This is a genomic window from Sphingobacterium sp. NPDC055346 (assembly GCF_053645235.1).
The window spans coordinates 187,910-213,389 of record NZ_JBSHMI010000005.1 but is presented as its reverse complement, the minus strand read 5'-3'; the positions used below and the strand labels follow the sequence as shown (position 1 = coordinate 213,389).

Annotated in this window: 29 protein-coding genes; 8 read left to right on the top strand and 21 right to left on the bottom strand. The window is 46.4% G+C overall.

What is annotated here, in order from left to right; translation table 11 throughout:
- The first annotated feature begins 37 nt into the window (after positions 1 to 37).
- Complete coding sequence (locus ACWICE_RS11960) at positions 38 to 340, top strand: hypothetical protein (protein ID WP_454290942.1); 303 nt, start codon at positions 38 to 40, stop codon at positions 338 to 340.
- A 720-nt stretch (positions 341 to 1,060) separates the two neighbouring features.
- On the opposite strand, the gene ACWICE_RS11955 is transcribed toward ACWICE_RS11960, so the two are convergent.
- The 12 genes from ACWICE_RS11955 to ACWICE_RS11900 form a co-directional block, all read right to left on the bottom strand.
- The gene (locus ACWICE_RS11955; RefSeq protein ID WP_454290941.1) at positions 1,061 to 1,822 is read right to left on the bottom strand and encodes a hypothetical protein; all 762 of its coding nucleotides are present in this window, start codon (positions 1,820 to 1,822) and stop codon (positions 1,061 to 1,063) included.
- 13 nt (positions 1,823 to 1,835) lie between these two features.
- Positions 1,836 to 2,675, bottom strand: coding sequence for a conjugative transposon protein TraN (gene traN / locus ACWICE_RS11950; RefSeq protein WP_185217450.1), 840 nt, complete (start codon positions 2,673 to 2,675; stop codon positions 1,836 to 1,838).
- 8 nt (positions 2,676 to 2,683) lie between these two features.
- Positions 2,684 to 3,988 carry a conjugative transposon protein TraM gene (traM, locus tag ACWICE_RS11945; RefSeq protein WP_185217451.1) on the bottom strand — a complete coding sequence of 435 codons (1,305 nt, stop codon included), beginning with the start codon at positions 3,986 to 3,988 and terminating at the stop codon, positions 2,684 to 2,686.
- Positions 3,989 to 4,376: 388 nt separating this feature from the next.
- Positions 4,377 to 4,985, bottom strand: a complete 609-nt coding sequence (gene traK, locus ACWICE_RS11940) for a conjugative transposon protein TraK (RefSeq protein ID WP_454290940.1) — start codon at positions 4,983 to 4,985, stop codon at positions 4,377 to 4,379.
- A gap of 29 nt (positions 4,986 to 5,014) precedes the next feature.
- Positions 5,015 to 6,214, bottom strand: a complete 1,200-nt coding sequence (gene traJ, locus ACWICE_RS11935; protein ID WP_312695762.1) for a conjugative transposon protein TraJ — start codon at positions 6,212 to 6,214, stop codon at positions 5,015 to 5,017.
- 12 nt (positions 6,215 to 6,226) lie between these two features.
- Positions 6,227 to 6,877: a TerB family tellurite resistance protein gene (locus tag ACWICE_RS11930; protein ID WP_185213116.1), complete on the bottom strand. Its 651-nt coding sequence runs from the start codon at positions 6,875 to 6,877 to the stop codon at positions 6,227 to 6,229.
- Complete coding sequence (locus ACWICE_RS11925; protein ID WP_454290939.1) at positions 6,874 to 7,539, bottom strand: hypothetical protein; 666 nt, start codon at positions 7,537 to 7,539, stop codon at positions 6,874 to 6,876. Before ACWICE_RS11925 ends, ACWICE_RS11930 begins: the two co-directional genes overlap by 4 nt.
- A gap of 5 nt (positions 7,540 to 7,544) precedes the next feature.
- Complete coding sequence (locus tag ACWICE_RS11920) at positions 7,545 to 8,228, bottom strand: conjugal transfer protein TraI (RefSeq protein ID WP_454298483.1); 684 nt, start codon at positions 8,226 to 8,228, stop codon at positions 7,545 to 7,547.
- A gap of 5 nt (positions 8,229 to 8,233) precedes the next feature.
- Positions 8,234 to 10,711 (bottom strand): TraG family conjugative transposon ATPase, encoded by a 2,478-nt coding sequence (locus ACWICE_RS11915; RefSeq protein WP_454298482.1) that lies wholly within the window; start codon positions 10,709 to 10,711, stop codon positions 8,234 to 8,236.
- On the bottom strand, positions 10,702 to 11,043 hold the full coding sequence (locus ACWICE_RS11910; RefSeq protein ID WP_454290937.1) for a DUF4133 domain-containing protein: 342 nt from the start codon (positions 11,041 to 11,043) through the stop codon (positions 10,702 to 10,704). The genes ACWICE_RS11915 and ACWICE_RS11910 overlap by 10 nt, the downstream gene beginning before the upstream one ends.
- A 2-nt stretch (positions 11,044 to 11,045) precedes the next feature.
- Complete coding sequence (locus tag ACWICE_RS11905; RefSeq protein WP_236736539.1) at positions 11,046 to 11,327, bottom strand: DUF4134 domain-containing protein; 282 nt, start codon at positions 11,325 to 11,327, stop codon at positions 11,046 to 11,048.
- 190 nt (positions 11,328 to 11,517) lie between these two features.
- Positions 11,518 to 11,964: a hypothetical protein gene (locus tag ACWICE_RS11900; protein ID WP_185213121.1), complete on the bottom strand. Its 447-nt coding sequence runs from the start codon at positions 11,962 to 11,964 to the stop codon at positions 11,518 to 11,520.
- Positions 11,965 to 12,266: 302 nt separating this feature from the next.
- Here ACWICE_RS11900 and ACWICE_RS11895 point away from each other — a divergent pair, with 302 nt between their 5' ends.
- From ACWICE_RS11895 to ACWICE_RS11870, 6 genes are all read left to right on the top strand, one after another.
- Positions 12,267 to 13,175 carry a toprim domain-containing protein gene (locus tag ACWICE_RS11895; protein WP_185217459.1) on the top strand — a complete coding sequence of 303 codons (909 nt, stop codon included), beginning with the start codon at positions 12,267 to 12,269 and terminating at the stop codon, positions 13,173 to 13,175.
- Positions 13,176 to 13,193: 18 nt separating this feature from the next.
- Entirely contained in the window at positions 13,194 to 13,550 is a 357-nt protein-coding gene (locus tag ACWICE_RS11890; RefSeq protein WP_454290935.1) for a hypothetical protein, read from the top strand.
- Positions 13,538 to 14,626 carry a relaxase/mobilization nuclease domain-containing protein gene (locus ACWICE_RS11885; RefSeq protein ID WP_454290934.1) on the top strand — a complete coding sequence of 363 codons (1,089 nt, stop codon included), beginning with the start codon at positions 13,538 to 13,540 and terminating at the stop codon, positions 14,624 to 14,626. The genes ACWICE_RS11890 and ACWICE_RS11885 overlap by 13 nt, the downstream gene beginning before the upstream one ends.
- 19 nt (positions 14,627 to 14,645) lie before the next feature.
- Positions 14,646 to 16,619, top strand: coding sequence for a conjugal transfer protein MobC (gene mobC, locus ACWICE_RS11880; protein WP_454298481.1), 1,974 nt, complete (start codon positions 14,646 to 14,648; stop codon positions 16,617 to 16,619).
- A gap of 511 nt (positions 16,620 to 17,130) precedes the next feature.
- A complete protein-coding gene (locus ACWICE_RS11875) occupies positions 17,131 to 17,514 on the top strand; it encodes a hypothetical protein (RefSeq protein WP_093099385.1) in 384 nt (127 codons plus the stop codon).
- Positions 17,515 to 17,598: 84 nt separating this feature from the next.
- On the top strand, positions 17,599 to 17,889 hold the full coding sequence (locus ACWICE_RS11870; protein WP_093099387.1) for a hypothetical protein: 291 nt from the start codon (positions 17,599 to 17,601) through the stop codon (positions 17,887 to 17,889).
- Between the two features lie 32 nt (positions 17,890 to 17,921).
- Here the strand turns inward: ACWICE_RS11870 and ACWICE_RS11865 are convergent, their stop codons facing one another.
- On the bottom strand, positions 17,922 to 18,242 hold the full coding sequence (locus ACWICE_RS11865) for a hypothetical protein (protein ID WP_454298480.1): 321 nt from the start codon (positions 18,240 to 18,242) through the stop codon (positions 17,922 to 17,924).
- A gap of 57 nt (positions 18,243 to 18,299) precedes the next feature.
- A complete protein-coding gene (locus ACWICE_RS11860; protein WP_157739574.1) occupies positions 18,300 to 18,476 on the bottom strand; it encodes a hypothetical protein in 177 nt (58 codons plus the stop codon).
- A gap of 98 nt (positions 18,477 to 18,574) precedes the next feature.
- On the opposite strand from ACWICE_RS11860, the gene ACWICE_RS11855 reads away from it, so the two are divergent.
- Entirely contained in the window at positions 18,575 to 18,832 is a 258-nt protein-coding gene (locus ACWICE_RS11855; RefSeq protein ID WP_454298479.1) for a hypothetical protein, read from the top strand.
- Between the two features lie 238 nt (positions 18,833 to 19,070).
- On the opposite strand, the gene ACWICE_RS11850 is transcribed toward ACWICE_RS11855, so the two are convergent.
- From ACWICE_RS11850 to ACWICE_RS11820, 7 genes are all read right to left on the bottom strand, one after another.
- Positions 19,071 to 19,292, bottom strand: coding sequence for a hypothetical protein (locus tag ACWICE_RS11850; RefSeq protein WP_093099393.1), 222 nt, complete (start codon positions 19,290 to 19,292; stop codon positions 19,071 to 19,073).
- A 252-nt stretch (positions 19,293 to 19,544) separates the two neighbouring features.
- Complete coding sequence (locus ACWICE_RS11845) at positions 19,545 to 19,736, bottom strand: cold-shock protein (RefSeq protein ID WP_185213127.1); 192 nt, start codon at positions 19,734 to 19,736, stop codon at positions 19,545 to 19,547.
- A 274-nt stretch (positions 19,737 to 20,010) separates the two neighbouring features.
- Positions 20,011 to 21,072 (bottom strand): fatty acid desaturase family protein, encoded by a 1,062-nt coding sequence (locus ACWICE_RS11840; protein ID WP_093099397.1) that lies wholly within the window; start codon positions 21,070 to 21,072, stop codon positions 20,011 to 20,013.
- 1,656 nt (positions 21,073 to 22,728) lie between these two features.
- Positions 22,729 to 23,223 (bottom strand): hypothetical protein, encoded by a 495-nt coding sequence (locus ACWICE_RS11835; protein WP_313366825.1) that lies wholly within the window; start codon positions 23,221 to 23,223, stop codon positions 22,729 to 22,731.
- Positions 23,224 to 23,574: 351 nt separating this feature from the next.
- Positions 23,575 to 23,994, bottom strand: coding sequence for a lysozyme (locus ACWICE_RS11830; protein WP_454298478.1), 420 nt, complete (start codon positions 23,992 to 23,994; stop codon positions 23,575 to 23,577).
- A 532-nt stretch (positions 23,995 to 24,526) separates the two neighbouring features.
- Positions 24,527 to 24,778, bottom strand: coding sequence for a hypothetical protein (locus tag ACWICE_RS11825; protein WP_454298477.1), 252 nt, complete (start codon positions 24,776 to 24,778; stop codon positions 24,527 to 24,529).
- Positions 24,779 to 24,896: 118 nt separating this feature from the next.
- Positions 24,897 to 25,361 (bottom strand): DUF6088 family protein, encoded by a 465-nt coding sequence (locus ACWICE_RS11820; RefSeq protein ID WP_093099403.1) that lies wholly within the window; start codon positions 25,359 to 25,361, stop codon positions 24,897 to 24,899.
- Between the last annotated feature and the right edge of the window lie 119 nt (positions 25,362 to 25,480).

The following is a 25,480-nucleotide window of genomic DNA, read 5'->3' as shown; positions in this document are numbered from 1 at the left end:
GATAAATACCATTGGGACATGGAAAACTGGACCATGGATGAGAAAGCCCTGGACGGAGCAGACCATATCGTCCACCTCTCGGTCAGAGCTGGACGACGGGACTCCGCTTACAGGGGATCGAAAAAGATTGGTTTATGAAACTAGCATCGGAGCAGGGGATTTTTTGATGGGGAGATTGAAAGGTCACAGCCAGAGAATTCCGGGTTTCGTATCGGCATCGGCTATCGGATATTACGGTTTTACCGACCGGTCAGTGCAGAGTGAAGGAAATGGGGAGAAAGGAATGGGGTCCGGTGCAGATCTGTGCGGGAACTGGGAAAAAGCTGCGGACTGGTTCTAAGACAACCATATGGGCTCCTGAGTCACCAAGATCGGGGTTTCACTTGTCCTGGGTAGAAATGGTGGCATCGTAGCTCCCAAACCGACCTCTCTACAGGACATGTTCAGTGCAATATCCAATGAGCTACTGGAAACGAGCTGCCTGATACCCAATAGGGAACCTTTTAAAACATAATGGACCAAGGGATTCCAAGTACTGTGTTCCCTAAAACATAATTGCCTTAGGAATCCTTTGGTGAGTGCCGGAGAGTGACGCCACTCACCAAAGGCTTTTTGGGACCTTTCCCATGGGAACTGGGTATAACCTGGCGAAAAGGCTCAATTATGCCTGAAGATAACATCAATAGCATCCATTAGTTTCCCTTTTTCGCGGGGATCAACGGGGAATCAACCACCTTCTGCGCTTCATTTGCGCGTAGCTCTCCCCTGCAGAAGAGGTAGATCGAACTGGGCTCAGCGCTGTTATAGGATGGCACGTAACGGATATACCCAAATTCATGCATGTCCTTCAGGCACTTAATGTAACTTACCATCGAAATCTTGGCCCTGTGGGCACCATGCCTGGCATAGACCCGTATGCACCCCTTGAAGTCTGATCTCGCCCACTGCCTTATCAGTGAGAAATAGAGTGAAACGTGCGTACTTGACAACCTGGGGTCACGGTCCATGGCCTGAAAGAAATCGGGAAGCACCTTGGCCAGGGCATTGAAGGTATCGGGTCTCATAAGCTGTGTCCCTTCCTTCCCCCCCTGCTCCGTATCTGGATCTGCCTCTGCTGCTCCTGAAGCTTGGCACTTGGCCGCTGGTCCAATTTGGAACGGTCATCAATGAATTCCTGCCTTATGCCCTGTTCATTGTATATGCAGACTGCCTTGAACCTTGGCAGGGCCTCTACGTACAGTTTATGGGGCCCTGAGCTCAGCTCAAAGGTCACCAGCTGACGGTTGCCCCTGCCAAGTGATTCCAGCAACCTCTTTTTGCTCTGTTCCTCCCTAAGTTCCATGATCGGAAAACGCCCTAGCTGGTTTTCGATGTCATATCCATAGTTTTCATGGAACTGCAGCAGTTTATGGTTGCCATGGATATCCAAGGTCTTGCCATCCAGTTGGAACCATGCCCTGTACCGTTCCCCCTGGACATTGGTCAGCTCCTTGTGAACCGACCTTCCGTTGAGAAGGTTATATGCTTCCTTTAAGGTAAACCTGTTACTTCCGTTCACCTGGAACCTTCTCGATCCCGTTACCCGGGCACTGTTTTGGGGGAGTTCGACCCGAAAGGAATTGAAGTAGTACCTATCCGTCTGCCTACTCCTGGAAAAGTGCAGTTCTGCCCTTACAGGCTCGGAATCTATCTGTCCCCTGTACTGCAACTGGAACTCCTGTTTGTCCTTTGCCATCTTCGATCTTAGGGCATCTTCAAGTTTGTGTCCGAAACCGCAGTAGAAGAGCTGATTCCTGAGGTATTCAAAGTTTTGTATGTTCATGATGTCTGTTTTTTTATTGGATGAATGGAACCGGAAGGGTCTTTAGGACATGTCTGTTCCTGACCTTTAGCCCCAAATCCCTTCCTCCGGAAAGCTCAATGAGTTCAACCCACAGGTGCTTGCCCTCTGGAATGGTAAAGCTCGGTAGGGAAACAATCCAGGTATACGGCACATGTTCATGCAATTTGTCCTGCTGCCCGTCCACATATTCCGGTATGATTTCAATTTCCTGGGCAGCCGTCCTTTTCGCCGTTCTGTTATCCTTGAGGAAAAGCCTGAACTGGTCGACCTTGAAAGGGATATGGGATTCGTTGTAGAACCGGAAGCGCAGGTACATCCTTTTCCCTTGTATAAATATGCCGTCAAGGCTAAAGCTGATCCCGTCCGATTTCTTCATCAACCTAACGGGAACAAGGTCCGTATTCCGCACCCAATCCATACCTTGCCCCACCTGGATGGGAGGAACCTTTGTGCGGTTCGGGATGGAGGGAACATAGGTACCTTCGGGCAGGTTCTCCCCGACGATCAGGTTGATGGGGTCTGCAAATTCAGCATAGCTAGCCAGGAATGAATGTAACTTTCCGTCTTGTGTGATCACGGTGAGGTTCGTCTGTATCAGCTCCTTGCTGGCGGCCTTTACCTGCAGGACGTTCTGTACCCCGCTAGCCTTTTGGGCCAGGATATCGAAACTTCCCAGGTCCACGCTCAGGATGGGCATGGAGAAAATGAGGTTGGTCGTCATATTTTCGCTAACCCTTATGCGCTGGGGCATGGGAGCGTACTGTCCATTTGCGAAAGCGGCAAAGGCCAGCAGGAATACCGATAATATTATGCAATGTGGTAATTTATCCATGATTTATTTTACTGTTTATTTATCTTTTCTGTTTTCTTTTTATCAAATAATAGCACTCTATAATCAGCGGGCATGATCACTTTTTTCACCTTAATCCTCTTTGCCATAAGTCTCTTTGCTGCCTGTACCCCCAAGGAGGCCGCCTTGGTCTCCCATGAAGGGTCCAGGGATGGCATTCCCAGTTCTTGGACCGATCTATCGGCCGATTCCTGGATACCCTGCCGCAAAATGTCGCCCGGCACATGAACCCCCGGCAAACCATCTAGGTCATGCACCTGCATATCGACCGGCAATATGGACCGTCCGACCCTGAGGTGCTTGATCTTGATGTCCATCCGCTGTGGCGAAAACCTGACCTGGCCGAACACAAGGGCACCCTTTGGGACCTCCTTACCGGCAACGTTCACCGTTTCCATAAGGTGCAGCTTGATGTACGAACCATCGATAAGTTCCTGCCGACCATGGACCGCTGCAGGGATCGCCCCTTGCTCTGGTGGAAGCTTTCCCTGGTCATTTAGCGAATAGAACCTGAAGGCTCTCCGAAATGTGTCCCTTTCGTGCCCATGGGCTGCCAGGACCGAGATTTGGGCCCTTTCCAATGGATGGCCGACCGGTAAGGCACCCACACCTTCTAAGTTTTCCTCCTGCTGTGCCCGGGACCTTAACCTGTCCGGATGCTGGATATCAAGGACCTTGTCGAGCATGGCATTGAGCTGCAGGATTTCCATGTCCTGGCTTGGATCACTGGAAAGTGAGTCCAGATGCGCCTCATGGGCATCCAGAAGGTCCAGCATTTCCTTTTTTGGGGCATTGGTTGCCCCCTGATGGCCGTCGAAGGGGAAAAGCCGGTCAGCGTCCCTTCTGGTCGCGGGCGATTCCAGCTCCTGCTGGAGGTCCGAAAGCTTTTTAAAGATCTCTTGGGAAAGCTGCTCTCCGGATTGCCGGCCAATGGGCGTGAACTCATAGGCTTCATGTCCGGCAAGGACCTCGGGATCACCATCGGGGTATCCGATGGGCCCCTGCGGCTCTAGGTAGTACGGATCGTGCCTAATGAGCTCCTTGAGCCTTTGGGAATCCCGATCGGCCTTTTCGTAGTGTTCCAGCTTATTAAGGTTTTCTCCCTTATGTGCACCGATATCTGGGAGACCTGCAGGAAAAACGGGATTTCCCTCCGTCCTTGGGGCTTCGGACAGATCTTTTCCGACCCCCATTTTCCAGAAAAACAGGAGCACAAAAGGTATTGCAACCACAGGTGCCAGCAAGAGGAACCTTCCCCTCACCTGTTTACTCATAATTGAATTGCTTGTCTGCATGGCATTTTTTTTATTGGTTTTAACGGATCAATCAGGTCTGGTGCGGCTTTCTGGTCCTGCCTCCCTGTTTGTTTTTGCATCGAGGGTATCTTTGTCCCCCTGGCCGAAAACTGTCCCCCGCCCCTTTCCCCTTTCCTGTACAGTACCGGAATCCCGCTGGATCACAGGCATTCCCACAGCACTCGGTCGGGACAACGGCGGGGATCCTGGAAACCAGACCGCAAGGAATATCCTTGTGAGGCAGCAGATGCTCCCGGCCAGGACGAAGATGGACAGACAGATAGTCAAGGTCCGTCTGGACAATCCATCCGCGGCCTTCCCCAGCCTAGAGGAAAACGCTCTTTGCAGCGGTAAAGGTTTATTGTTTCTTTTAGCTTCCATTTTTACGTTATTTACGGTTTCGTGTCCTGATATCCCTGTTCTCAAGGATCTCCCACCGTTCGATGAGAAGTCCATGGGAGTTATTTTCGCTCCTGGAGACCTCCCTTAGCATCCCCTGGCACAGCAGGCTGCGCGTGGTCTGGGTTGTGGGTCTTGTTACCAGCTGGGTGCCGTAGAAACGGAATCTGTAGGGATATTCCGAAAGGTCAACCTCTATGCTGTCCACCCTGAGGCTCTGGTTGACATTTGCCGCAACGAGCTGTGAATAGAAATCCCTCTCCCTGAGATTGTCATATATCTTCTTTGCACTCTGGTCTGCCAGGTAGAGAGCCTTCGTGGTATGCTCGCGTATGGAGGCGTCGTCGGGATCCAGCGTGAAAAAGAGCTCGTGGAACCGCTGGACGTGGTCCCTGGCCTCTGCCGATAGGTTATCCTTCCGTGTGGAGGAACTGGCCAGAAAGGCCTGGCCGTTTCCAAGTACATAGACCGTTTGCTGTTGCCTACTGATCGAGCTGAAGCACCAGTACAGGCACAGACAGCTTATAGAGCTGCTCAGCAGGACTACCAGTATCGTAAAAGTCCTGATATAGCGAAAGGCAGAATCTATATTTTTCATCTTTCTAAACATCGTACATATATTCATGGTTAAGGGTTACCCTTCAGTTTATCCTCCATAAAGCTTGTCTGGGGAGGATCTTTGAAGTATGGTTCGCTTTGGGACCTTTGGGCCATGTTGCTCGAGTTCCTTGCAGGTGGATCGCCCATGGCATCTCCTGCCATGGAGGCCTGTTGGACCATCCTGGTCGGAATGCTTGTGGTTGTGCTAAGGAAGATATTGGTAACGTTCCTGACGAAAGCACCGTTCTCCGAGGCATTGACGATATAGTTGGCAATGCTGGGAACGGCAAAATAGCCCACGATCCCAATGATCAGGAAAATGAGGTACGCGCTGTCCGTAGGTGAGAAAAGGGTATAGCCTCCGTCCTCGATCTGGGAGATGTCCAGTCTTAGCATATTCTGCTGGACCATGCCGATCAGGCTCCCAAAAATATTGGCAACCGGCAACCAAAGGAATATGTTTATGTACCGGGCAAGCCATATCACAAGGCTGTGCTGGAAACCATCGAAGACCGAGAGGCCGAACACGATGGGCCCCATGACGGAGAGGACAACCAGCTGGAAGGTCCGTAGGCAGTCTATACAAAGGGCCGCGGCCTGGAAAAGAACGGTCAGCACCTCGCTCATCCATTCCTTGATCGAATTCCTGAAGTTGTAGGCTGCCTTGGACATGGCAAACTTATAATCATTGCCAAGGCCTTCCCAAAAGCCCTCAGCCTCTGGATCGGCATCCTGGTTGGTGTACCGGTACCATTTGCTCCGATCGCCCTCTCCGTCCTGACCTACGTATATCTGGAACAACTCGGTCCGCTCGAGAGCTTCACGCTTTTGTTTCAGGAGCTCCGAGATCGCCTGGTTTGAGTCGCCCACCATGGCCGAGGTAACCTGGACCACGGGTGACAGGACGCTGTTCACCAGCCCCATCAGGGAAGGAAAGATGGAGATGCAGAAACCTATCACAAAAGGCCGGAAAAGTGGAAAGAAGTCAATGGCCTCCGCCGCAGAGATATGTTTCCATACCCTATATGAAATGTACCAAAGGGCAGCAAACCCCGCAAGGCCTTGGCCCACTCCGATTAGGCTTGAGCACAGGGGCATCATTTCTTCGTACAGCCGTTCGAGGACGAGGTGGAAATTCGTGAAATTTTCGGAGTGATCCTGCCCAATGGCCTGCATGGGGCCAAGGAAAGGCAGACAGACCAGTCCATATCTAATATTTTTCTTCATCGTATTAACTGTTTATTTGGGGTTCATCTGTTCGGTCCTGAAAAGGCTCTCCCGCTGGCCCAGGTCCCTGCCATGGCGGATTCGCTGGAGCCTCAGTATGTCGGTTGACACCAGGAAACGGCGAAGGAACCCTATGGTCTCTTCCATTTTTCTGTGTATCCCGTCGATTGCCGATAGCCGCTCCCCGTCGTCCATCTGTACAAGTCCGCCCGTTACCAGGACGGCAAGTTCTTCTAGGTTCCCCAGAGATTCCGAAAGGACCTTTTGCTGGACAGAGGCGAGATAGCGGAGTTCGCCGATCGAAAAGGCCCCTGAATTCCGGTACCGCTTAATGGATGTATTGCATAGGGAGACCAGATGGAGCTGGATGTTTACGACCTCCTTTACCTTGCGGTATTTCCGGACCGAGGGGCTGGCTTCCATAAGACCTTCCAAAAAGACCCTGTGGAGGTTAAAGTTCCCCTGGGACAGCTGGCTGACCATTCCGTAACCTTTTGACAGAATCGAATAGCTTTGCTTCATCTGAAGTAGGATTTTTTTCAATTGCGCCAATTTCTCTACGTTAAGGACCAACTGGGAAACATCTGCGCTTTGTCCGAACAGCCTTTTTGCTGGAATGGACAGGCAAAGGGATATTAGTAACATGAGCCAATGTTTTTTCATTTTTCAGATTTTATGGGTCCAAAGAGCTGTTGACCGGAGCTCACCTCCGATCGCATGCGTTCCCTGATCCTGGAAGTGGTGTATGAATCATCCAGCCATCCCTTCGAGGTTGCCAGGAGCTCCAGCATCTGGTCATAAATTCCCCGGATCCGGTACATCCGCTGGAAATCATCCATCTGGAGCCGATCGTTTACCAGAAGGGCACCCAGATCCTCAAGTACCCCATCACATTTTGCCAGAATCCCCGAGTATGCCCTGTCCATCAAATGCTCCTCCTGGGCAGAGAACATATCGGTCGACCGAAAAAGCCCATTTACCTGCCGATAGTGCAACAGGATGCTGTAATGCATGCCAAGGATCTCTGGGACCAGCGGATGTTCCCTCAGGCCCGGACTGACAATGCCACGGGAACTGAAGAACAGCCCGTGAAGGTCAAGTTCCCTGCTCCTGGATCCCTGGATATTTCCCCAGCCTGTCCGGAGTAGCCGTGAGCCATCCTCCAGAAGGTCCAAATAAGCCCGCTGGGCGGTAAGCTGCTGGGTGAGGTATTCCTTCTGTACCTTTTTTTGGTGGATCCACTCCCTGAGGGTTTGGCAACTGCCGTTTTGGGCAAGCAGGGAAAGCACCCCAAATAACCAAATGGATATTTTCGTCTCTTTCATATGAGCTATTGTAAATTATACAGTTTTTTGATATTCTCGATCCGTCCCCTTTCTCCGGCCCTCTGGGTCCTAAGGATTAGATTCTGTCGGTTGAAACCCACCAGGTCCATATAGTTCCTGTAAATGTCGCTACCTACATTGTTGATGAGTTCCATTCGCTGCCTATCGGTCATGGCCAGGTGAAAGGACATCATTACCGTTCGGATCTGATCTAGGTTGGAGATACTCCTGTCCAGGATCCCAGCATAGACCTTCTCCATATGACCGATCTCTTCTGAGCTGAACACCGGATCCCCTTTCAAAAGCTCCCAGACCCTTTGGTATTCCCTGACCAGTCCTAATTGGAGCCGAATCATCTGGCGGACCTGCTGGAAATTGGCAATGGCGGACCTGACCTTGCTAAACTGTTGGTAATGGCCTTGGTATTGCTCGGTATGTCTCTGGGTCCATTCGGAAATTTCCTGTAGCCTTAGCCTGCTCAGGGAATTCTCCAGTACCTTCTGTGCGTTCTGTAGCCAGATGGTACGGTTCTGTAACCTCTGTACCTTTAGGTCCACTGCTCGTACCACCCGTTTTATACCTGCCCTGATGACCTCGGCCAGTCCGATCTGGGCGTTTGTGCGAAGAAAGCCGCCAACCGCAAGGATCACCACCGTAAGGGCTATACATTTTCTGGTATATCTTTTCATCGTCCTCATATTTTAATTAATCCGCTCCGGATGTCCCTTGCCATATCGGCAATTGCCCGGGAAAGGTCCCCCTGCTGTCGTCGGGTATATTCCGATAGTTTCACCCGTTCCGATTCCTCTGTTGTATAGCATAGGTATTCCTCCAGGGACACTTGGGTACGGTATACCCTGGAATGGACACCTCCCAGTGAAATGAAAACTTCCTTATATTTCTGGGCGGGATCGTTGTCCCGGTTAACCGAGAGCACCATCGCCTTTTCCTTGTCTGTCAGGCCTAACAACTGCTGGACCTGGTCGAACCTGTTCAGGAACTTCCGCTGGTCCAACAGGATTTTGCAGTCGCTGTTATTGACTATGGCCTGTTTGACAATGGGTGAGGATATGATATCCTCGATATCCTGGGTTACCACGATTGCCTCACCGAAGAATTTGCGCACCGTCTTGAATAGGTATTTAATGTACTGGGCGAAACCTTCCTTCATCAACGCCTTCCAGGCTTCCTCGATCAGGATGACCTTTCGGACCCCTTCCAGTTTTCTCATCTTGCCTATGAAGACCTCCATGATGATGATGGTTACCACTGGAAAAAGGATGGGATGCTCCTTGATGCTGTCCAGCTCAAAGACTATGAACCTCTCCTCGAGAAGGTTGAGCTCCTCACGGGAATTGAGCAGGTAATCAAATTCGCCCCCTCTATAGAATGGCCTGAGCACATATAGGAAGTTTTCGATGTCAAAGTCGCTCTGCCTGACCCCCTCTTCCCGCAGAGAGGGTACGTACAGGTCCCGTAGATACTCATAGAAACTGTCAAAACATGGCCATATCTCAGTTCCCGCCGCCAGGTATCCGAAGTAACCTGAGATGGCATTGGAGAGTGCGACGTATTCCGAACGCCTGAAGGCCTCGTCATCCCTTTTCCAAAGGGCAAGGAGAAGGGTCTTGATGCTTTCCTTTTTCTCGGTATCCAGGTTATCTCCCTGACTGATGAAGAAAGGGTTGAAACTCACTGGATGCTCATCGCTATAGGTAAAATATCTTCCTCCGACCAATTGGCACAATCCACGGTAACTGTGCCCGACATCCACCAGTACAACATGGCTGCCCTGTTGGTGGTAACTGCGTAGCATGTGGTTGGTAAAGAAGGATTTTCCGCTCCCTGTAGGTCCAAGGACAAATTTATTGCGGTTGGTACATATCCCCTTGAGGATCGGCTCATCGGAGATATCCACATGGAGAGGCCTTCCCGAAAGGCGTTCTCCGAGCCGGATCCCGGTTGGGCTAATTGAAGTCTCGCTGCCGGTCTCCAGGTTGAGAAAGCAGCTCGCCTGTTCTGCAAAGGTCTCAAAGGTCTCGTTTACCGGAAGGTCGGCCGCATTACCGGGGACACCGGCCCAGAAGATCTGTGGTGCACCTACGCTTTCGTGCTTGCAAAGTGCGCCCATCTTGGACATGGCCGAGGTAACCATGTTCACGAGTGAAGGGAGCTCCTTATGGTCACACGTCCAGGCAAGGACGTTGAAATGTGCCCTTACGGGCAGGCGTTGCTGCGTGAGTGCCTCATGCAGGAAATCTTCTGTGGAATCCCTGGCAACCCTGTTCGCTCGGCTGTATGCCGATAGGGACTGAAGTCTCAGGCGCTTGCGCTCCAACCGCTTGATAGCCTCCTGCTTGTCGGACACCATTATGTACTGGTTATAGACGTGGTCGCAGTTGAGAAGCAGTCCCAAGGGAGAGCTGAACCCCACACTGAAGCGCGTCCTTTCCGTGGAGTACCTCTCGTAGTCAAGCCTGCTCCCGCTCAGCGGGGGGAGATCCTGGGCATCGCTCAGGGTAAACAGCTGGCAGTGGCGGTCCCCGACCTTGATCCCATTGGAAAAATCAATATCCCTGATCACAGGAGGGCCCTGTCCGTCTCCCAGGCCAAAATAACGTTCGATCAGGCCCGTTCGGACGCCGGAGCTCTTTAGCTCACCTTCGGGCACCCTAGTAAGCCGGACCAGGCCGGAATCCTCCAAGATCCTCTGGAACTGTCCGCAGGCCCCAAGAAATCCCTTCAGGGCTTCCGCTTCAATGGTTTCCTGCGGCACCAGGTTTCCCCGTACCAAGCTAGAGAAAAGGCTGCTCGCCCCCTTCCTGTGTGCGGGCGGTTTGGTCAACATGATATAGCATTGATGGTCAAGGTAGCTCCTTTCGTTAAAGTGGAGCTCGCTTGCCCTTTCCAGGAAACCTGCTTCCAGGTCCCCAAGGCCCGCTCGGTAGCGTTTTTTCTCGAACCAGTCCTGTTTATGCAGGATGCTGCCCTTGGGCAGGGCCTTGATGGCACTTATCCAGCTCTGGTGGAACGTCTCGAACTCTGCGTCCGATAAACTGAATATCTCCGGCATTTTGGCGCGAAAGACAAGGGTGAGGTCGCCCATCTTGCTAAGGATGCAGTCGTGCTCAATGTCCAGCAGGGGGAAGGCCAAGTTGAAGTCTATGTCCATTTCTTTCCCTCCAAAGGCTTGATGAAGATAAAGGTCCTTCTGTCCCTCAAACGGACTGAGCTCGGCAGTTTTCTCCGCGCATACGACTTTAGAAGACCATGACGTCCATATCGCTTGCTCCATTTTTGGACCTGGGCGGTCCAGGCGAGGCCAATCAGGACAAGACCAGAAAGGCTCATGATCCTGGGTGTCCCCGAATAGTACAGTACCAGGAACAGCCCCAGCAAAAGAACGAATCCCAGGGCAAGCAAGCCGATGTACTGGGACTGGAGCCCATGGAACTCGATTGGCCTGTTGATATCCCTATGGATCCTGTATATTGAATTTCCCATGGTCAACTGATTCCAAAAAACGATTCGATTACGGTTGTTACCACCACAAGGAAAACACAGCTCCCGAACCAGGCAGCGGCTACCTTTCCCGTATCGGGATCTCCATTGTTCCATTTCTGGAATACCTTGACCGCTCCGATGAGCCCCAAGAGTGCACCGACACCGTACATGAGCTGGGTACCGGCACCAAAATAACTCCTTATCTGGGAATTTGCCGCTTCGATTCCGGCATTTCCATCCTGGCCAAGGCAGATTCCAGGGACCAGGGAATAGACAGCCAACATCACTGCACCTGCACGCAGGTTCAACCCTATGGTCGCGCTATGGACCATTTCTATAGCTTTTTTCATGAAACAAATAATTTTTTATGTTATTGAAAGGATGGCTTGTGGTCCCGTGACACCTGTGATACAATATAAAGAAGGTGTTTTCACCATGCAGGTTCCGGGAGCACAGGCCAACTCTCAACTTATTCTACAATTGACCTATCCTCTCCCTTACTGTCGATTCGGGGACCTGGACACCGAAGTTTGCCAGCTCAACGAGGAGCGCCTCAATCAGGCTTCCATGGCGCGCCCAGTCCTTGGTGGGATTGAACTTTTCCAACAGGTCACGCAGGGAATCCCATTGGATTTCCGGCCGGCCTTCCGAGTTGCGATATGGCACAAGGTAAAGGCGCAGCTGCTCAAGGAATTCCTCGGAGAGCTCGTGATCGCTACCCGGGCCATCCTCGGAGCTTTCGCGCGAACCGATATGCAGGATGTCCCTGCTCTCCCTTTGAAGGCTTGAAAATCCATTACCCCTTTTGGACCGGCCCAGAAATCTCTTCCCGTAAAGGCTCGATAGGGCCCATCCATAATATATGGCCAGGGCGATCATAAGTGGGAGCAGGACCTGCGACCACGTCAGCTTTTCTAACATTTTTTCTCCTTTAAATGGTTTATAACACGGGGCCGTCCCTTCTATGCGGACAGCAGCCCAATTGTTCCACAAAATAAGATGGAAGGATTTTTTGGCACAAGTACAACTATTGGCTGTACCCAGGTTGTACCCTGGGGGGGGCGTTACATACCGTTTTCCGCATTTCAGCCCCCTGGATACCACTGGACGCAACATTAATGTTCTGACCTACCTACGATTTTTTTCAGGAGGGGTTTTCTGGACCCCGACCGATTACCTTTGGACCGAAGGATTATTTTGCCAACACTAAAAACAACTTGGACATGGAAGACAACAGAAGGAATGTTTCCCTACAGGAAATCCGGGACATGGACCTGGTGAGCTACCTGGCTAACCTTGGCCATGAACCCTCTAAGATCCGGAACAATGATTTTTGGTACCTCTCCCCGCTTCGGGACGAGACCGTCCCCTCCTTTAAGGTGAACCGCAGGATCAACAGGTGGTACGACCATGGTATGGGCCGGGGAGGGAACCTGATAGATTTTGCCATCCTCTACCAAAACTGCAGCCTTTCCGAATTCCTAGCAGGGTTCAGGAACGGATCACCGGTCACGATGACCTCAACAAGGGCCTTGCGCCAACGGCCGGCCCGGCCCGAGAGCGGGATCAAAATAGTCGAGCAGAGGTCCCTGAGGTCCGACTCGCTGCTCCGGTACATCCAGGAACGCAGGGTTTCCGTACATATGGCCGACAGGTACTGTCGGGAGATAAATTATGAAATATCGGGGAACAGGTACCTGGGAATAGGGTTTCCCAATGATGGAGGAGGCTTTGAGATCCGTAGCCCCGATTATAAATTGGGCAGCTCACCCAAGGACATCTCAAGCCATGGGACGGGCAGCAGCGAGATCCTGGTCTTTGAGGGTTTCATGGATTTCCTGACATTCAGGACCCTACATCCGGAAATAGACGAATCAAGGGTGGACTTCATGGTCCTCAACTCCGTATCCTTCTTCGAAAGGGCAAGGGAAAAAATGGAAACACACCAGCAGATCTCCCTATACCTGGACCGTGACAGGGCAGGGTCCGAGCTGACCATGTACGCCCTGTCCCTGGACGATAGGTACAGGGACCAGAGCATCCTGTACAAGAACCACAAGGACCTTAATGACTGGGCCATGAATCCGGGGAGGTTGGCGGCACCTGCCCAGGCCCGCAGAATATCCAGATAACCCCATAGACCACTCGATATGACAAGCGATCAGTTGCGCACCAAGGCCATCACAATCAATTTCACGCAGGAGGAGTATGACGAACTGCAGAAACGGAAAGAGAACAGCACCTGCCCGAACATGGCACTTTACCTCAGAAAGAGGCTCTATTCCCGCAAGATCGTCACCACGTTCCGGAACCGTTCACAGGACGACATCCTCGAGGAGATCTCGCGGTCCAGGAGATGCCTGGAGAGTGCCAGGGCCCAGCTGGCCCATGCGCTAAAGGAAAGTCCGGAGAGGGCATATCTATTGGAAATCACGGATCGGATCGACCTGGAGATGCGAAAGCAGACCTCATTGGTAAAAAAACTCCTCTCGTTATGGTTGCCCTGACCCACGATCTGGCGGACGTATCCAGGATAATCGCCTACCACGAGAACAAGGTATCCTCTGGGATAGCAGAGTGCCTACTGGCAGCCAACATGCCACTTTCCTCAGTGGACCTTAGCTCCAGGCAGAAGAAATGGTACATGGTCAACCGGTGTACGCTCAATGCAAACATCAAGCTTCCCTGCCTGCACGCCATCCTTGGGTTCCACCCTCTTGACGGAAGGCTCTCCAATGCCCAGTTCAGCGAGATTGCCGAACGCTATATGGACCTTATTGGGTTTGGACATCAGCCCTTTTTGGTATATAGGCATACGGACACCTTCCACCCCCATTTGCACATCGTATCAACGAACATACGCAGCGATGGGAGCCAAATCTATACGCACAGGCTGGGGCAGCGGCTTTCCTTCCCCGCTGCAAAACGACTGGAAGATGATTTCGGACTGGTCAGCGCAATGGGATATACACGTGACCAGCAGGAGCGTCCCTTGCCCAGGAAAGAGCTCCTCCAGGCCGGTCAGCCCCTCACAAAGGCTCTCCGTGACATATTGCTCTATCTCCAGGAAACATATAGCTTTTCAGATTTACAGGAATGGAACGCCCTGCTAAGGCCTTTCAATATACTTGCGCTGAGCCCCAGGGACTGTCCGGGCGAAGCGAAAAAAGGCCTGATCTACTACATGACCGACAAATGCCAAAGGGCCATAAGCAAAGGGATCCCCGGCTCCCACCTCTCGCCCGGACTCCGTTCCCCCAACCCATACAGCCTGAAGGACTCCCCAGGGGCACTTACCTCCCGTTCACGTATACGCACCATCCTGCAGCGGGAACTGGAGAATTCCGGAAATAGGGAAAACTCTCTTGCAGATCGGCTCCGGAGACAGGGGATCGAACTTGTCGAGTCACCCGGTAAGCCCAAGGGTCCCTGCGAGATCGTGGTGGTCGACCACCTGATGCGGTGCGCGCTCCACGAGAACAGGCTGGGCCTAGACATCAGCGCCCTCCGGATGGGCCAGCGGGAGGAATCCACCTCGGTAAAAAAACACAAAGTTCCCACGCACTGGTCACTTAAACTATGATACCCAAATCCCAACCGAAATGAACAATACCGAAAATATACAGGCACTGAAAAAAATATCGGACATGGGCAGGCTGATTGCCGTGTCCTTGCTCGTTCTGCACTTCTACCATGTGGGTTATCACTGGTTCAGCAGGATAGGTATGAGCTGGCCCTTGACCGATAGGATCCTGAACTCCATTGCGGGCACGGGGCTCCTGGACACCTTTAACCGCTGCAAGTTCTTTTGCCTATTGTTCCTGCTCGTTTCCATGGTGGGAACCAGGGGAAAGAAGGGCACCCGGTTCCATCTTACCGGAGCATTTGCCTGGCTGCTCTCGGGAATCTGCCTTTTTTTCTCCAGCGGCCTCATTTTCCGCCTGTTAGGTGCCACCCCTGCGGTACTGTCGGTATACTATGTGCTGAGCACGGCGGGCGTCCTGGCCGTTATCAAGGGGATGACCACCATTGCCCGGATACTCTGGACCGGTCTGTCAGGCCAGGACATATTCAACCTGCGGAACCAGACCTTTCCCCAACAGGAGGACCTGCTGGAAAACGAATATTCCATCAACCTTCCCTACCAGTACCGTTTAGGTGACCGAAGGAGAACGGGCTGGATCAACATAATCAATCCATTCAGGGCGACCCTGGTCCTGGGAAACCCCGGATCGGGCAAATCATATTACGTAATCCGCCATATCATCTCCCAGCACATTAAAAAAGGTTTTTCCATGCTGGTGTACGACTTTAAGTACGATGATCTCTCCAAAATAGCATACCATCACTGGTTAAGGGGAGGAAAGAAAATGAGCTTCTTCCGTATTGACTTTGACAACCTCTCCAGGACCCACAGGTGCAATCCCCTGGAACCCTCGGCAATGAGCGACATCACCGATGCAGCGGAATCTGCCAGGACCATTCTGTTGGGCCTGAACAGGGAATGGGTAAAGCGGCAGGGTGATTTCTTCGTGGAATCAGCTATCAACCTCTTGACCGCCGTGATCTGGTACCTCAGGTGCTACCGTAACGGAGAGTTCTGCACCCTTCCGCACGTAATTGAGCTCATGCAGCAGGACTATGACAGGCTGTTCTCCCTGCTGCGGAGCCAAGAGGAGATCCAGGTACTGATAAACCCCTTTGTCAATGCCTACCTGAACAATGTCATGGAACAGCTCGAAGGCCAGGTCGCCTCGGCAAAGATCGCCCTGGCCCGACTGTCCTCGCCCCAGCTCTACTACGTTCTTTCGGGGAACGATTTCAGCCTTGACATCAACAACCCCGAATCGCCAAAGATAGTCTGCATGGGCAACAATCCCCAGAAGGTCCAGATCTATGGGGCCGTGATATCGCTTTTCGTAAACCGTTTGATCAAGCAGGTCAACAGAAAGGGGATGCTCAAGTGCAGCCTTATCTTCGATGAGTTCCCGACCATCTACCTGAACAATATTGATAGCCTGATCGCTACGGCCAGGAGCAACAAAGTGGCCACCAGTCTTTGCGTGCAGGACATTTCCCAGCTCCGAAAGGACTATGGCAGGGACCAGGCCGACGTCATATTGAACATAGTGGGAAACGTGATCAGCGGACAGGTCTCAGGGGAGACTGCAAAACAGCTTTCCGAAAGGTTTGGGAAGATCATGCAGGACAGGCAGAGCCTATCGATAAATTCCAGCGACACGTCCATCGGTCTGTCCAGTCAGCTAGATTCGGCAATCCCACCATCGGTGATCTCGAGCCTTTCCTCCGGGGAATTTGTGGGAATGGTGGCGGACGAGCCCAAGATGCCGGTGTCCCTCAAGGCCTTCCATGGCAAGATAATAAACAACCACCGTGAGATCGCCAGGGAAGAATCCAGTTACCGGGGTGCCCAGGAGCTCACCAGGCCCAACGAAGGGATAGTCTCCAAGAACTATCAGCAGATCAAACGCGACATCCAGGACATCACATACTCGGAAATGGACAGGCTGATTTCCGATCCCACCACAAGGCACCTGGTCATCTCCGGGAAATGACCCCGTTACCAGGCCTATATCCCTGTGCACATGCCTGAGAGGCGGCGCTGTCGAAATTCCTGGCAACGGACCGCAAATTGTCGGACCGTTAATGGAAATTATTTCAATATTCCTTAAATTTAGGTCCAGAAACCTTTATTTACCCGCCATGAGAGAATTCCTTCTGCTTAGCATCCTGTCCTTCCTGTTTTATTCCGATGGGTTTTCCCAGCGGAATTATATAAATGCTTGATTCCTCTAAAGTACAACAATCTTTCCTAGGTATGACGGATTTTTTTTAGAAAAGAATACCTGTGAAACTACGGTTTATCCTGAAATTCAAGAAGAAGATTCCTTGATTTTTATGTATAAAGTCGATATCAATTAACTCATTCAAGCCTAACCAACCGTTAGGCTTTTTTACTATATTTGATATAACCAAACTATAGAAATTATGAAAATTGCATTGTCAACATTATTACTTCTATTTTCTCTTTCCTCATTTTCTCAGTTACGTAATACTTCATGGGGAATGAAAGCAGAAGAAGTAAAAAAAATAGAAACATCAAAATTAGTCAGAGAATACAATGGAGATTTAACTTACTCACTTGATATAACTGATCTGAATTGTGAAATGGAATATATTTTTGCAAAAAACAAACTTGTTGAAATCAAGTACATATTCACTCCTGTCGTAAAGGAAAGGACCAAAGAAAATCAAACAGCGGTTTGGGTAAAAACTTATAAAAATATACAGCAGAAATATGGAGACCCTACAATTAGGGATAATGAAAAATTATACATTTGGTCTCTAAATGATTTTTCAATAAAGGCATCTCATGAAACAAGTAGATATCTAGAAACAGTAACAGTTTCTTACACGCCACCTTCTCCGACCCAAAAGGATGTTCTATAGCCTAACCCACCGTTAGGCTTTCTCATTTTCCTTTCCTAACTTTAGGTGGCCAAAATGTTTACATTAACGTAAAACCTATAGGACATGACCAGGAATGATTATATCTATGATAAACTTGAACCAGTATTGAAGACATTATTTGATACTTATCATATTAACCACTCCTTTGCAGATGCCAGCGTCCACATTAATGAGGGATGGCCAATTGGCACTGATGTATATATCATAAGTGGATTCTTTAAATCAGACCTATATATCCATAAGATGTACGTTGTAAAAGAAGCCATAAATATGGTTATTGACCGTCAAATCGAAAAAGTTACTGAGAGAATTAAGAATGATATTTACAATCGTAATAAACTGGGACTCCAATAAATACATCATAGAATTCGATCTATCTTGATTGGTTAGGCATTTCTCTTAAACTCCCCATTATACCCTTCCAGCTTCTTTAGGATCTCCTGCTGCCTTTGATTGGCTATATCTACCCATCTTGCACACAAGCGTACTGCATACATAGGGTTAACGATCTTGAATTCCTTGAAGTTATTGACCTTGCCGTCTGAGTGAACTACCTTTTCCCAATTCTCTTCAAATTCGTCCGGAGTATAGAATCTCTGGCGCCTCTCATGGAATATCCAGCAACCGTTTACCCTCGCTGTCTTAATGAAAGAGACAACGTCACTGGGAGTTTGCTTGTTCCTGTTTATCCATGCTGGTGCTGACACGGAACAAAATTACTAATATTTTTAGTAAACGCATCAAGCGCATCAACTAAATAAACCCTATTTCTTATCTACCACTTCCTGGATATCCCCTAAAACGAGGTTTAGGATTATTGGATTATCCTTTAGTACCTTTTCAGCGTATTCGATAGCTTCTTCTTTAGACCTTGTCCTTGCTATCCAAACAGCATATCTACTTACAAAAGCCCTTACATCTAATTTTGAATATTCATTCATTTCCTTTATTATATAGAACAATATAAGATAAAATTGTTTCGATTTATTTTAAATTAATTTATTTCGACACAAATACCTTAATTAATTGTTTATCATACATGAAAAAGATTCCAATAGATACCGTACTCTCAACTGCGAAAAGTTTATTGCGCGGGGGAATAGAGACCAACAGGAAAAAAATTACTTTCCCTGTTACAATGGAAGGCGAACCCTTCTATTTCTCCGACTCAAATATAAAGGAAATCGAGGGCGAAATGTGGACCATGTACACCGTGGATGGCAAACAGTGGCTAATAAAAATTGGTGAGGAAGTCCATAATTTGGGTTTGTATCCAGATGTTTATACTGGCGGATGATTTAATGATTACATAACTAAAGTTTACATCGTCTCATTCACGATGATGAACCAATACTTTCCCCTTCAACACTTAACTATATTCATGTATTTGAATGATCCCCTAAGACAGAAAAGGGAGTATTTTGAAAGGGGAATCTGCAGATCAACGCAGTTTTTTTGTATCGCAACTTTTGGATTTATTAACCATAATCAAAATATTCTTGATCGAATAAATCTATAATTGAATATTTGGTTTTCTAATCTTTCGACTTTTTAAGAATTTTCAATTCTCTTTCTAAAAGTCGCGGCCATTCTTTTAAAGAGTCCTTCATAAACTGTTCTCCCTGTTTTTCACCTAGGAGCTCTGACATTTTATTTGCCTGTGCCTGAAGGTGTTTTAGGAATTTTTTATTTGGCTCCTTAAATTGGGTTTTTATTGATATATCCTTTTTATTTTGTTGTCGTTCTTTCTTTTTCATATATAAGCCAAAACTACCTATAAATAATTTATCATATATTACAAATACAAATCCAAAACGTGCTTAAACTGCAAAAAGGTTATTGTATGAAGGAAAATATTGCATTGGGGATGTGTCCGAGAGCAGTTCCTGAAATATTTTTGAATAACTTTTTCACTCTTGATTAACACATACAGCTTGATAGCTTTGTTTTTAAAAAAAATGGCCTTAACATAAGTTAAAGCCAAACAATTATTAACAAATGGAGTATTTTTAAGCTACACGAACATTTATGGCGTTCATTCCTTTCTGTCCGCGTTCAACATCAAAAATAACATCGTCATTTTCTCTAATGTTTTCCCTTAAGCCCGTACTGTGTACGAAAAGGTCCTGTCCGCCATCATTTGGTGTAATAAACCCAAAACCCTTGGTGTTGTTGAAGAATTTTACTTTTCCTTCTTGCATTGTAATAAAAATTAATTAAAAAATCTGTTGGGGCCTATGGCCGTTCCTTTTGAAACCTAACGTTTCAATAATCATTCTGTCGACAAGGAAAGGATGTTTTGTAAAAGAGGTTGAAGGAGTCCAATCTCAAATAGTTTCTGCATCGTTTAGATGGTAACAAATTAGCAGCTGAAAATGCGAAACTAAAAAAGATAGATTAACTGATCGGTTTCAGAAAGCGTAGGCAGAGCCTGATTATAATCAAAGGTAACAAAAATTAATTATAATCCTAATTTTATTTTCGCATTGATCTAATAACCTTAAAATGCGAGTTAAATGCCGCCCAAAAAGTTGGGTATTCATTGTATATGATCCCATACTCCTTGCATGTCGTTTTGACGATCCTGTTCAGTTCAGGATAATGGATATGGCTTATTTTCGGGAAAAGGTGATGCTCTACCTGGAAATTAAGCCCGCCCAACAACCATGTCAGGAATGTACTGTCTGTTGCAAAGTTCGAAGTCGATTGGAGCTGGTGCACCATCCATTCGTCCTCCACCCTGTGGTTTTCAATGGTCTTGAAATCGGTAATTGACACTACATGGGCAAGTTGGAAGACCGTAGCCAAACATATCCCACATACCATACTTGCAACCAATAACCCTATGAGAGTAGGTATAAAACCCACAAAGATGATCGGTACAATAATAAAAACAACTATGTGGAGTAACTTGCTGATCCAGAAAATTACCTTTTCCTTCCTGGGGATCAGAATTTTTGAAGAATGGAGGCTTAATCTTTGCCTAAAAAACTTTTCATAATCCTGATAAAAGATCCAAGCAAGATAAGAAATCGAATAGAGCAGAATAAAATAGAGATGCTGAAACCGATGGTGCTTCCTTATGGGCTGGTCGTGATGGATGCGCATGAATTTGATCTCGATATCATGGTCCTCGCCATCTATATTGGTATAGGTATGATGTGCAATGTTGTGCTTCAGCTTCCAAAGGTAAATATTGCCTCCCAAAAGGTTCAGGGTGTATGACAGTACGGAATTAATATGCCTGTTTTCTGAAAAGGTATTATGGCCGGCATCATGCATGATGTTAAATCCGATTGCGGCCAGATTTACACCCAATAACATGCACAGAATGATCCCTATCAACCAATGTGGCTGGATAAATATCAAAGTTATATATATCACTACTAAACTGGAAAGGAGCAGAATCGCTTTAATCGTCAATTTTCTATTGCCTGACTTCTTTAACTTATTCTTAATGAAATATTCGTTGATTTTATTTTTAAGCGTCCTAGAAAAGGACGTGTTTTCCTTAGAAAATTTTATTTTGGTACTCATTCCTCTTGCACAATGCAGATTAGTTCTTATTATCTAAACCAGCATCTAAAATAAAAAATATTTGATTCCTCCCAAAATTTAATATCTAAATAATAATTACCATAAACTTGACATAGATTTCTAAAACAAGTTCGTACAATCCAAGGATTCCAATTGGATTATTAAAAAAGTGGAATAGTATCCCAAACAAAATTATCTTATCGGTTATTTGGACATTGCAAACAAGTAATATTTATATTAAAAACCCCAGGCCGTCTATCTTATTATGGTAGGCGGTTTTTTTATCCAATTCTCCTATTGGTTTGTTCCTATGAAGTAGGGTGCCCGCAATACCCAGGTTTTTGCATTGATATTTGCCAGTATTTTCGTAGTTACTGGGGATTTTTTTCAAACTATTATCAATCTCGTATGTTCGATGTATAAGAACAATTAATATAGTGGTTTACTAAATTGGGATTCCCCGTTTCGTCATGGTCTCGGGGAATTCTTAAGACCATTTTGAAACTCGATTGTTAATTCATCATAATTGGATAAACGGAGGGTAGCATCTGTTGATATTATAGGTTTAGTATCTTTTATATCCAGTTACCATAAAAAATCCACTCATTCGACAATTTTGAGGGGATTTTTTATTTTTGCCGGATGACATTAGATGAATTAAGGAGAGAATTACTGAACAGGCAATATGAGGACAACATCAGGATAGCTCCGCACATGGTAGTGTGCTATGCCGAGAGGTTCCTGGCAAAACAGTACAGGGACTGTGACAACTGGTAAAAGGAAATTGAGAAATGCCCAAGCTATGACAGGTTGAATCTCTTTTATGAAACTGTTAAAAATTCTTAAAACACTTGACCTGAAATCCTACCCTTATTAAATTTGAAGGGAGATTCACCTATCGATATATATTTGAAACATCCCCTGACACCATGTGTCAGGGGATGTTTTAACGGGCTGCTAATTAGTTTTTCCATAAAATTTCATCTCAATATCCCCGATCTTATGTTTAGATTGGGGATTTCTTTTCAATAAAAAAGCCACTGGTTAGAGTGGCTATGTTTATCATTTATTTTCCTTATCGGTCATTTTGGTAAAAATTTCATGCAATTCTTTTTGCATTTCATCTGGCATATTGGATGATTTTAAAAAGCCGAATCCAATACTATAATTAGTCCATTGCAAGAGATAGTGCTTATGCACATTGTCTACTTCACCATCTTTAGAATTTTCATCAAACCAATGTTGGTGCTTTTTTTTGAAAATCATTAGCCGATTCTTCAAAATGGTTTAAGAAAGTAGCCATATTTTTACCATATAAAGCTTCTTTTAAATCAATTGGATTTTCCATAAATATTTAATAATTAGTTTATATAAACATAATTATTTTCTTTTAAAACTCCAACAATCTAAGTTTAACACTTACCAACGGCTTCCATTGTCTATCTACCATGTCATAATAATAGTTACCACCCAAACGAGTACGCCCAATGGTTACGCCCCCATCTACACCTAAATTCAATCTATCGGTATAGAATCCAGATGCATTGACATCAACTTTAACATTATCCTGTTTAGGCTGTATTTTAACCCTTTTGACACCGTTTACAGTTGCCCTTGTGTCAGCTATCCAAAAATCAACATAATGCTTCTTGCGCCCTAAAAACCAATCCTTTTTGTAATATTCTGATAGTTGATTTCTGCATTGTATGAGAAGTTAAATTTCTCTTTGCTTAAGCTTTCCTTTCCTTTGATAAATTCGATGTGCGAGTATTTGTCTTTATAGTAGAATCCCGTATCTGTTTTGAATGCCGGCAAATCCTTTGCAGAAATTGAAGTATTGTAATGCCTCCATTCCTTGAACTGTTTTCGCTCTATGCCCAAAAGTTTGGTAACACTGTCAAGCCTTATCTTTGTGCTGTCATCTAATTCATAGAACGATTGTATAACATTTTCCTTATCACTAATAATAGCGTGTTCCATTCCGTTTTCATCTATCTTCTTGGTGATCTTTGTCACCTCTGCATTGACGGCCTCTTTAGCTTCTTGAGGTAGTTCAACTTTAGTTTTACCACTGTTCGGAAACCAAAAAATCTTTATGAGAAGGATAACTATTATCCCGCATAAAAAAATAATTCCTACATTCTTTTTCATTCACTACCTCTCTTTTCAAAGAATCCAAAGCCAAGTCGCGATTGTCAATTTGAGCATTTTTAAACAAGATGATTTTTGTAAAGTCATCCACTTGAATTTCTAGTTTTTCAACCCTCTCCCTTAAATACTGCACCTGTTCCTGGCAGTCATCGTTCCTACTATCCTCTTTAAAGAAAATTCTGTCAATCGCTATGGATAGGATTGAAGACAGGACAAACACTATAAATACCAATGGAATATTTATTCGCTGCCTTAGCTGTTCCTTCATCAACTTTTGGTATCATCCCCTTATTTACTGAAATATAAATCCGCTTCTGCTTTTCTCCTTCTAACCAATCCTGCAAATACCTTTCACCCGGCCTTGTTCCATTTTGCGAACTCATCACGGATGGAAGGATCGTTTGGGTTTACATTGAGCTTTCGCAACAGTGTAGACTTACCAAGGTTTGTAGCCCCCAGATTGAAGGTTAAGCTCACAAAGGCATCGAACTGGTTCTGTGTTAATGGTACCTTTACCAACCGAAGAACATCGTTCTCATATCCCTTCAATATTTCCTGTAGCATGCATGTGGCCTGGTACTCCGCCAATGGCCTGTCCTGCATCGTTACCTTGCGCCAATCGGGCAGATAGTACGTGAAGCCATAACCAATGGTAGGAATCCCTATCGGGTCCCTATATGGCTTTGGGTAGAATCCCTCAAGCTCTTGATTAATGCCAATCCTTTTTCTCCTGTTTACATGTTTCTTTATTATATTTATACCAACACACACACTTCCATTCTCAATTAATTGCCCAACGGTATATGCGCTGTTGGGCTTTTTTGTATTTATTCACTATCTTTAAGAACATTAATTCTATTATATATTCATGACCCAATGGCAACCCTCCCGCTGTTGGGTTTTTTGTTTTTAATGTGTATCTTCATTAAACCCTTCAATCCCAATTAGAAGGTTTTTCATTTTCTGGCCCAGTTTCACAAGACTGGGCTTTTTTTTAACAATATTCCAATTAACTTTGGATAAAAGTTAAAAGGTAAATGAGTAGTTTTTGGAACCCAATGGAGTAGTGGCCGTTGGGTTTCTTGTTTTTATTGCCTATCTTGCCCATCGCAACATGCAGACCTCTCAAAGGGTTTACATATCAGGTGGCCCAGTTATCCATATCGCTGGGCCTTTTTTATGCCCCTACCGAAATAGGGGTCTGTGGATTTTATTTCCTACCTTTATTTCGTATACGACACCACACATTTCGTTACTCGATTTTTAGCCCAATGGTTTAGTGCCTATTGGGCTTTTCTGCAATTTAAACCCTCAAGGAATTATGAATATATCCCGCTTTAACTGATTTTATATAGTCTTTAAAATCGATTACTTGGTATTCATTTGCATTAGGCTTATCTATTAACCTTCTTCCACTATAATCAGATCCAGTTATAATGAAAGCATCATCCTTCATTAACACCTTAATCATGCAGTCGGAATTATTTAAAATTCTTACAGCACCCCACTCATACCAAGTGTTACATTTTACCGCTACTTTCTCTCTGTTCATCATAGTTCTTTTATTACCCATTCCATTTGAAAATCTGTGTAACTGTTATTGTACAGACCCTAGTGGTAAATCAATGTGCCTGTATCGTACAACGGCCGCATAGCGTGCTTTGTAGTTTGTTCTATAACTTGAGAAATTTAATACAGTCCAATATCTGTAAATAAGGTATGTTCTCCCTGTTGATTAAGTTCAGCTGTTTTATAAAACCAATGGAATGACGCTCCCTTTTAAAGCTTGGTCTAACGTTATTTTTTCCTATCTGGATGATATTACTGACCTGCGTGGTTAACCCAAAGGTATTAAAAACACTGAGCCCGGTTAAATAGCCTACGATCTTACCGTTTTCCTCTAACAGATCCTTTACTACCTGCGTCTGTGCCGGGAGTAATTCTCCAAAAAAAGACTTCTCAGGTTTATAAAATCTCCCTTTTGATATCTTATTAATCTTTCCTTTAGACAAAAGTATATTCAATGCTTTGATAACGGATTCCTTATTGCTCCCCGGCACATTAAAATCCTTATAGGTAAAAACATAATCAACAGGAAGTCTGCCAACTTTATTTAACACTATATCAGTTACTTTCAAAACATTTTAATTTTATTCAAAAAAAATAAAAGTCCAGTTATTTATTAAAAAAACTGGACAAAATAAATATTTTTACCCGTGCATGAATTATATAGTTTATAGAAGTGATTTGAAATAAA

Coding starts and splice junctions, on each gene's coding strand:
- traN (WP_185217450.1), bottom strand. CDS start 2,675: ATGGATAAATTACCACATTGCATAATATTATCGGTATTCCTGCTGGCC.
- ACWICE_RS11900 (WP_185213121.1), bottom strand. CDS start 11,964: ATGTTAGAAAAGCTGACGTGGTCGCAGGTCCTGCTCCCACTTATGATC.
- ACWICE_RS11895 (WP_185217459.1), top strand. CDS start 12,267: ATGGAAGACAACAGAAGGAATGTTTCCCTACAGGAAATCCGGGACATG.
- ACWICE_RS11845 (WP_185213127.1), bottom strand. CDS start 19,736: ATGCAAGAAGGAAAAGTAAAATTCTTCAACAACACCAAGGGTTTTGGG.
- ACWICE_RS11860 (WP_157739574.1), bottom strand. CDS start 18,476: ATGAATGAATATTCAAAATTAGATGTAAGGGCTTTTGTAAGTAGATAT.
- ACWICE_RS11890 (WP_454290935.1), top strand. CDS start 13,194: ATGACAAGCGATCAGTTGCGCACCAAGGCCATCACAATCAATTTCACG.
- ACWICE_RS11925 (WP_454290939.1), bottom strand. CDS start 7,539: ATGAAAGAGACGAAAATATCCATTTGGTTATTTGGGGTGCTTTCCCTG.
- ACWICE_RS11930 (WP_185213116.1), bottom strand. CDS start 6,877: ATGAAAAAACATTGGCTCATGTTACTAATATCCCTTTGCCTGTCCATT.
- ACWICE_RS11915 (WP_454298482.1), bottom strand. CDS start 10,711: ATGGACATAGACTTCAACTTGGCCTTCCCCCTGCTGGACATTGAGCAC.
- ACWICE_RS11885 (WP_454290934.1), top strand. CDS start 13,538: ATGGTTGCCCTGACCCACGATCTGGCGGACGTATCCAGGATAATCGCC.
- mobC (WP_454298481.1), top strand. CDS start 14,646: ATGAACAATACCGAAAATATACAGGCACTGAAAAAAATATCGGACATG.
- traM (WP_185217451.1), bottom strand. CDS start 3,988: ATGCAGACAAGCAATTCAATTATGAGTAAACAGGTGAGGGGAAGGTTC.
- traJ (WP_312695762.1), bottom strand. CDS start 6,214: ATGAAGAAAAATATTAGATATGGACTGGTCTGTCTGCCTTTCCTTGGC.
- ACWICE_RS11850 (WP_093099393.1), bottom strand. CDS start 19,292: ATGAAAAAGAAAGAACGACAACAAAATAAAAAGGATATATCAATAAAA.
- ACWICE_RS11955 (WP_454290941.1), bottom strand. CDS start 1,822: ATGAACATACAAAACTTTGAATACCTCAGGAATCAGCTCTTCTACTGC.
- ACWICE_RS11910 (WP_454290937.1), bottom strand. CDS start 11,043: ATGGGAAATTCAATATACAGGATCCATAGGGATATCAACAGGCCAATC.
- ACWICE_RS11840 (WP_093099397.1), bottom strand. CDS start 21,072: ATGAGTACCAAAATAAAATTTTCTAAGGAAAACACGTCCTTTTCTAGG.
- ACWICE_RS11920 (WP_454298483.1), bottom strand. CDS start 8,228: ATGAAAAGATATACCAGAAAATGTATAGCCCTTACGGTGGTGATCCTT.
- ACWICE_RS11875 (WP_093099385.1), top strand. CDS start 17,131: ATGAAAGCAGAAGAAGTAAAAAAAATAGAAACATCAAAATTAGTCAGA.
- traK (WP_454290940.1), bottom strand. CDS start 4,985: ATGAAAAATATAGATTCTGCCTTTCGCTATATCAGGACTTTTACGATA.
- ACWICE_RS11825 (WP_454298477.1), bottom strand. CDS start 24,778: ATGATGAACAGAGAGAAAGTAGCGGTAAAATGTAACACTTGGTATGAG.
- ACWICE_RS11960 (WP_454290942.1), top strand. CDS start 38: ATGAGAAAGCCCTGGACGGAGCAGACCATATCGTCCACCTCTCGGTCA.
- ACWICE_RS11870 (WP_093099387.1), top strand. CDS start 17,599: ATGACCAGGAATGATTATATCTATGATAAACTTGAACCAGTATTGAAG.
- ACWICE_RS11855 (WP_454298479.1), top strand. CDS start 18,575: ATGAAAAAGATTCCAATAGATACCGTACTCTCAACTGCGAAAAGTTTA.
- ACWICE_RS11905 (WP_236736539.1), bottom strand. CDS start 11,327: ATGTTGGCTGTCTATTCCCTGGTCCCTGGAATCTGCCTTGGCCAGGAT.
- ACWICE_RS11835 (WP_313366825.1), bottom strand. CDS start 23,223: ATGAAAAAGAATGTAGGAATTATTTTTTTATGCGGGATAATAGTTATC.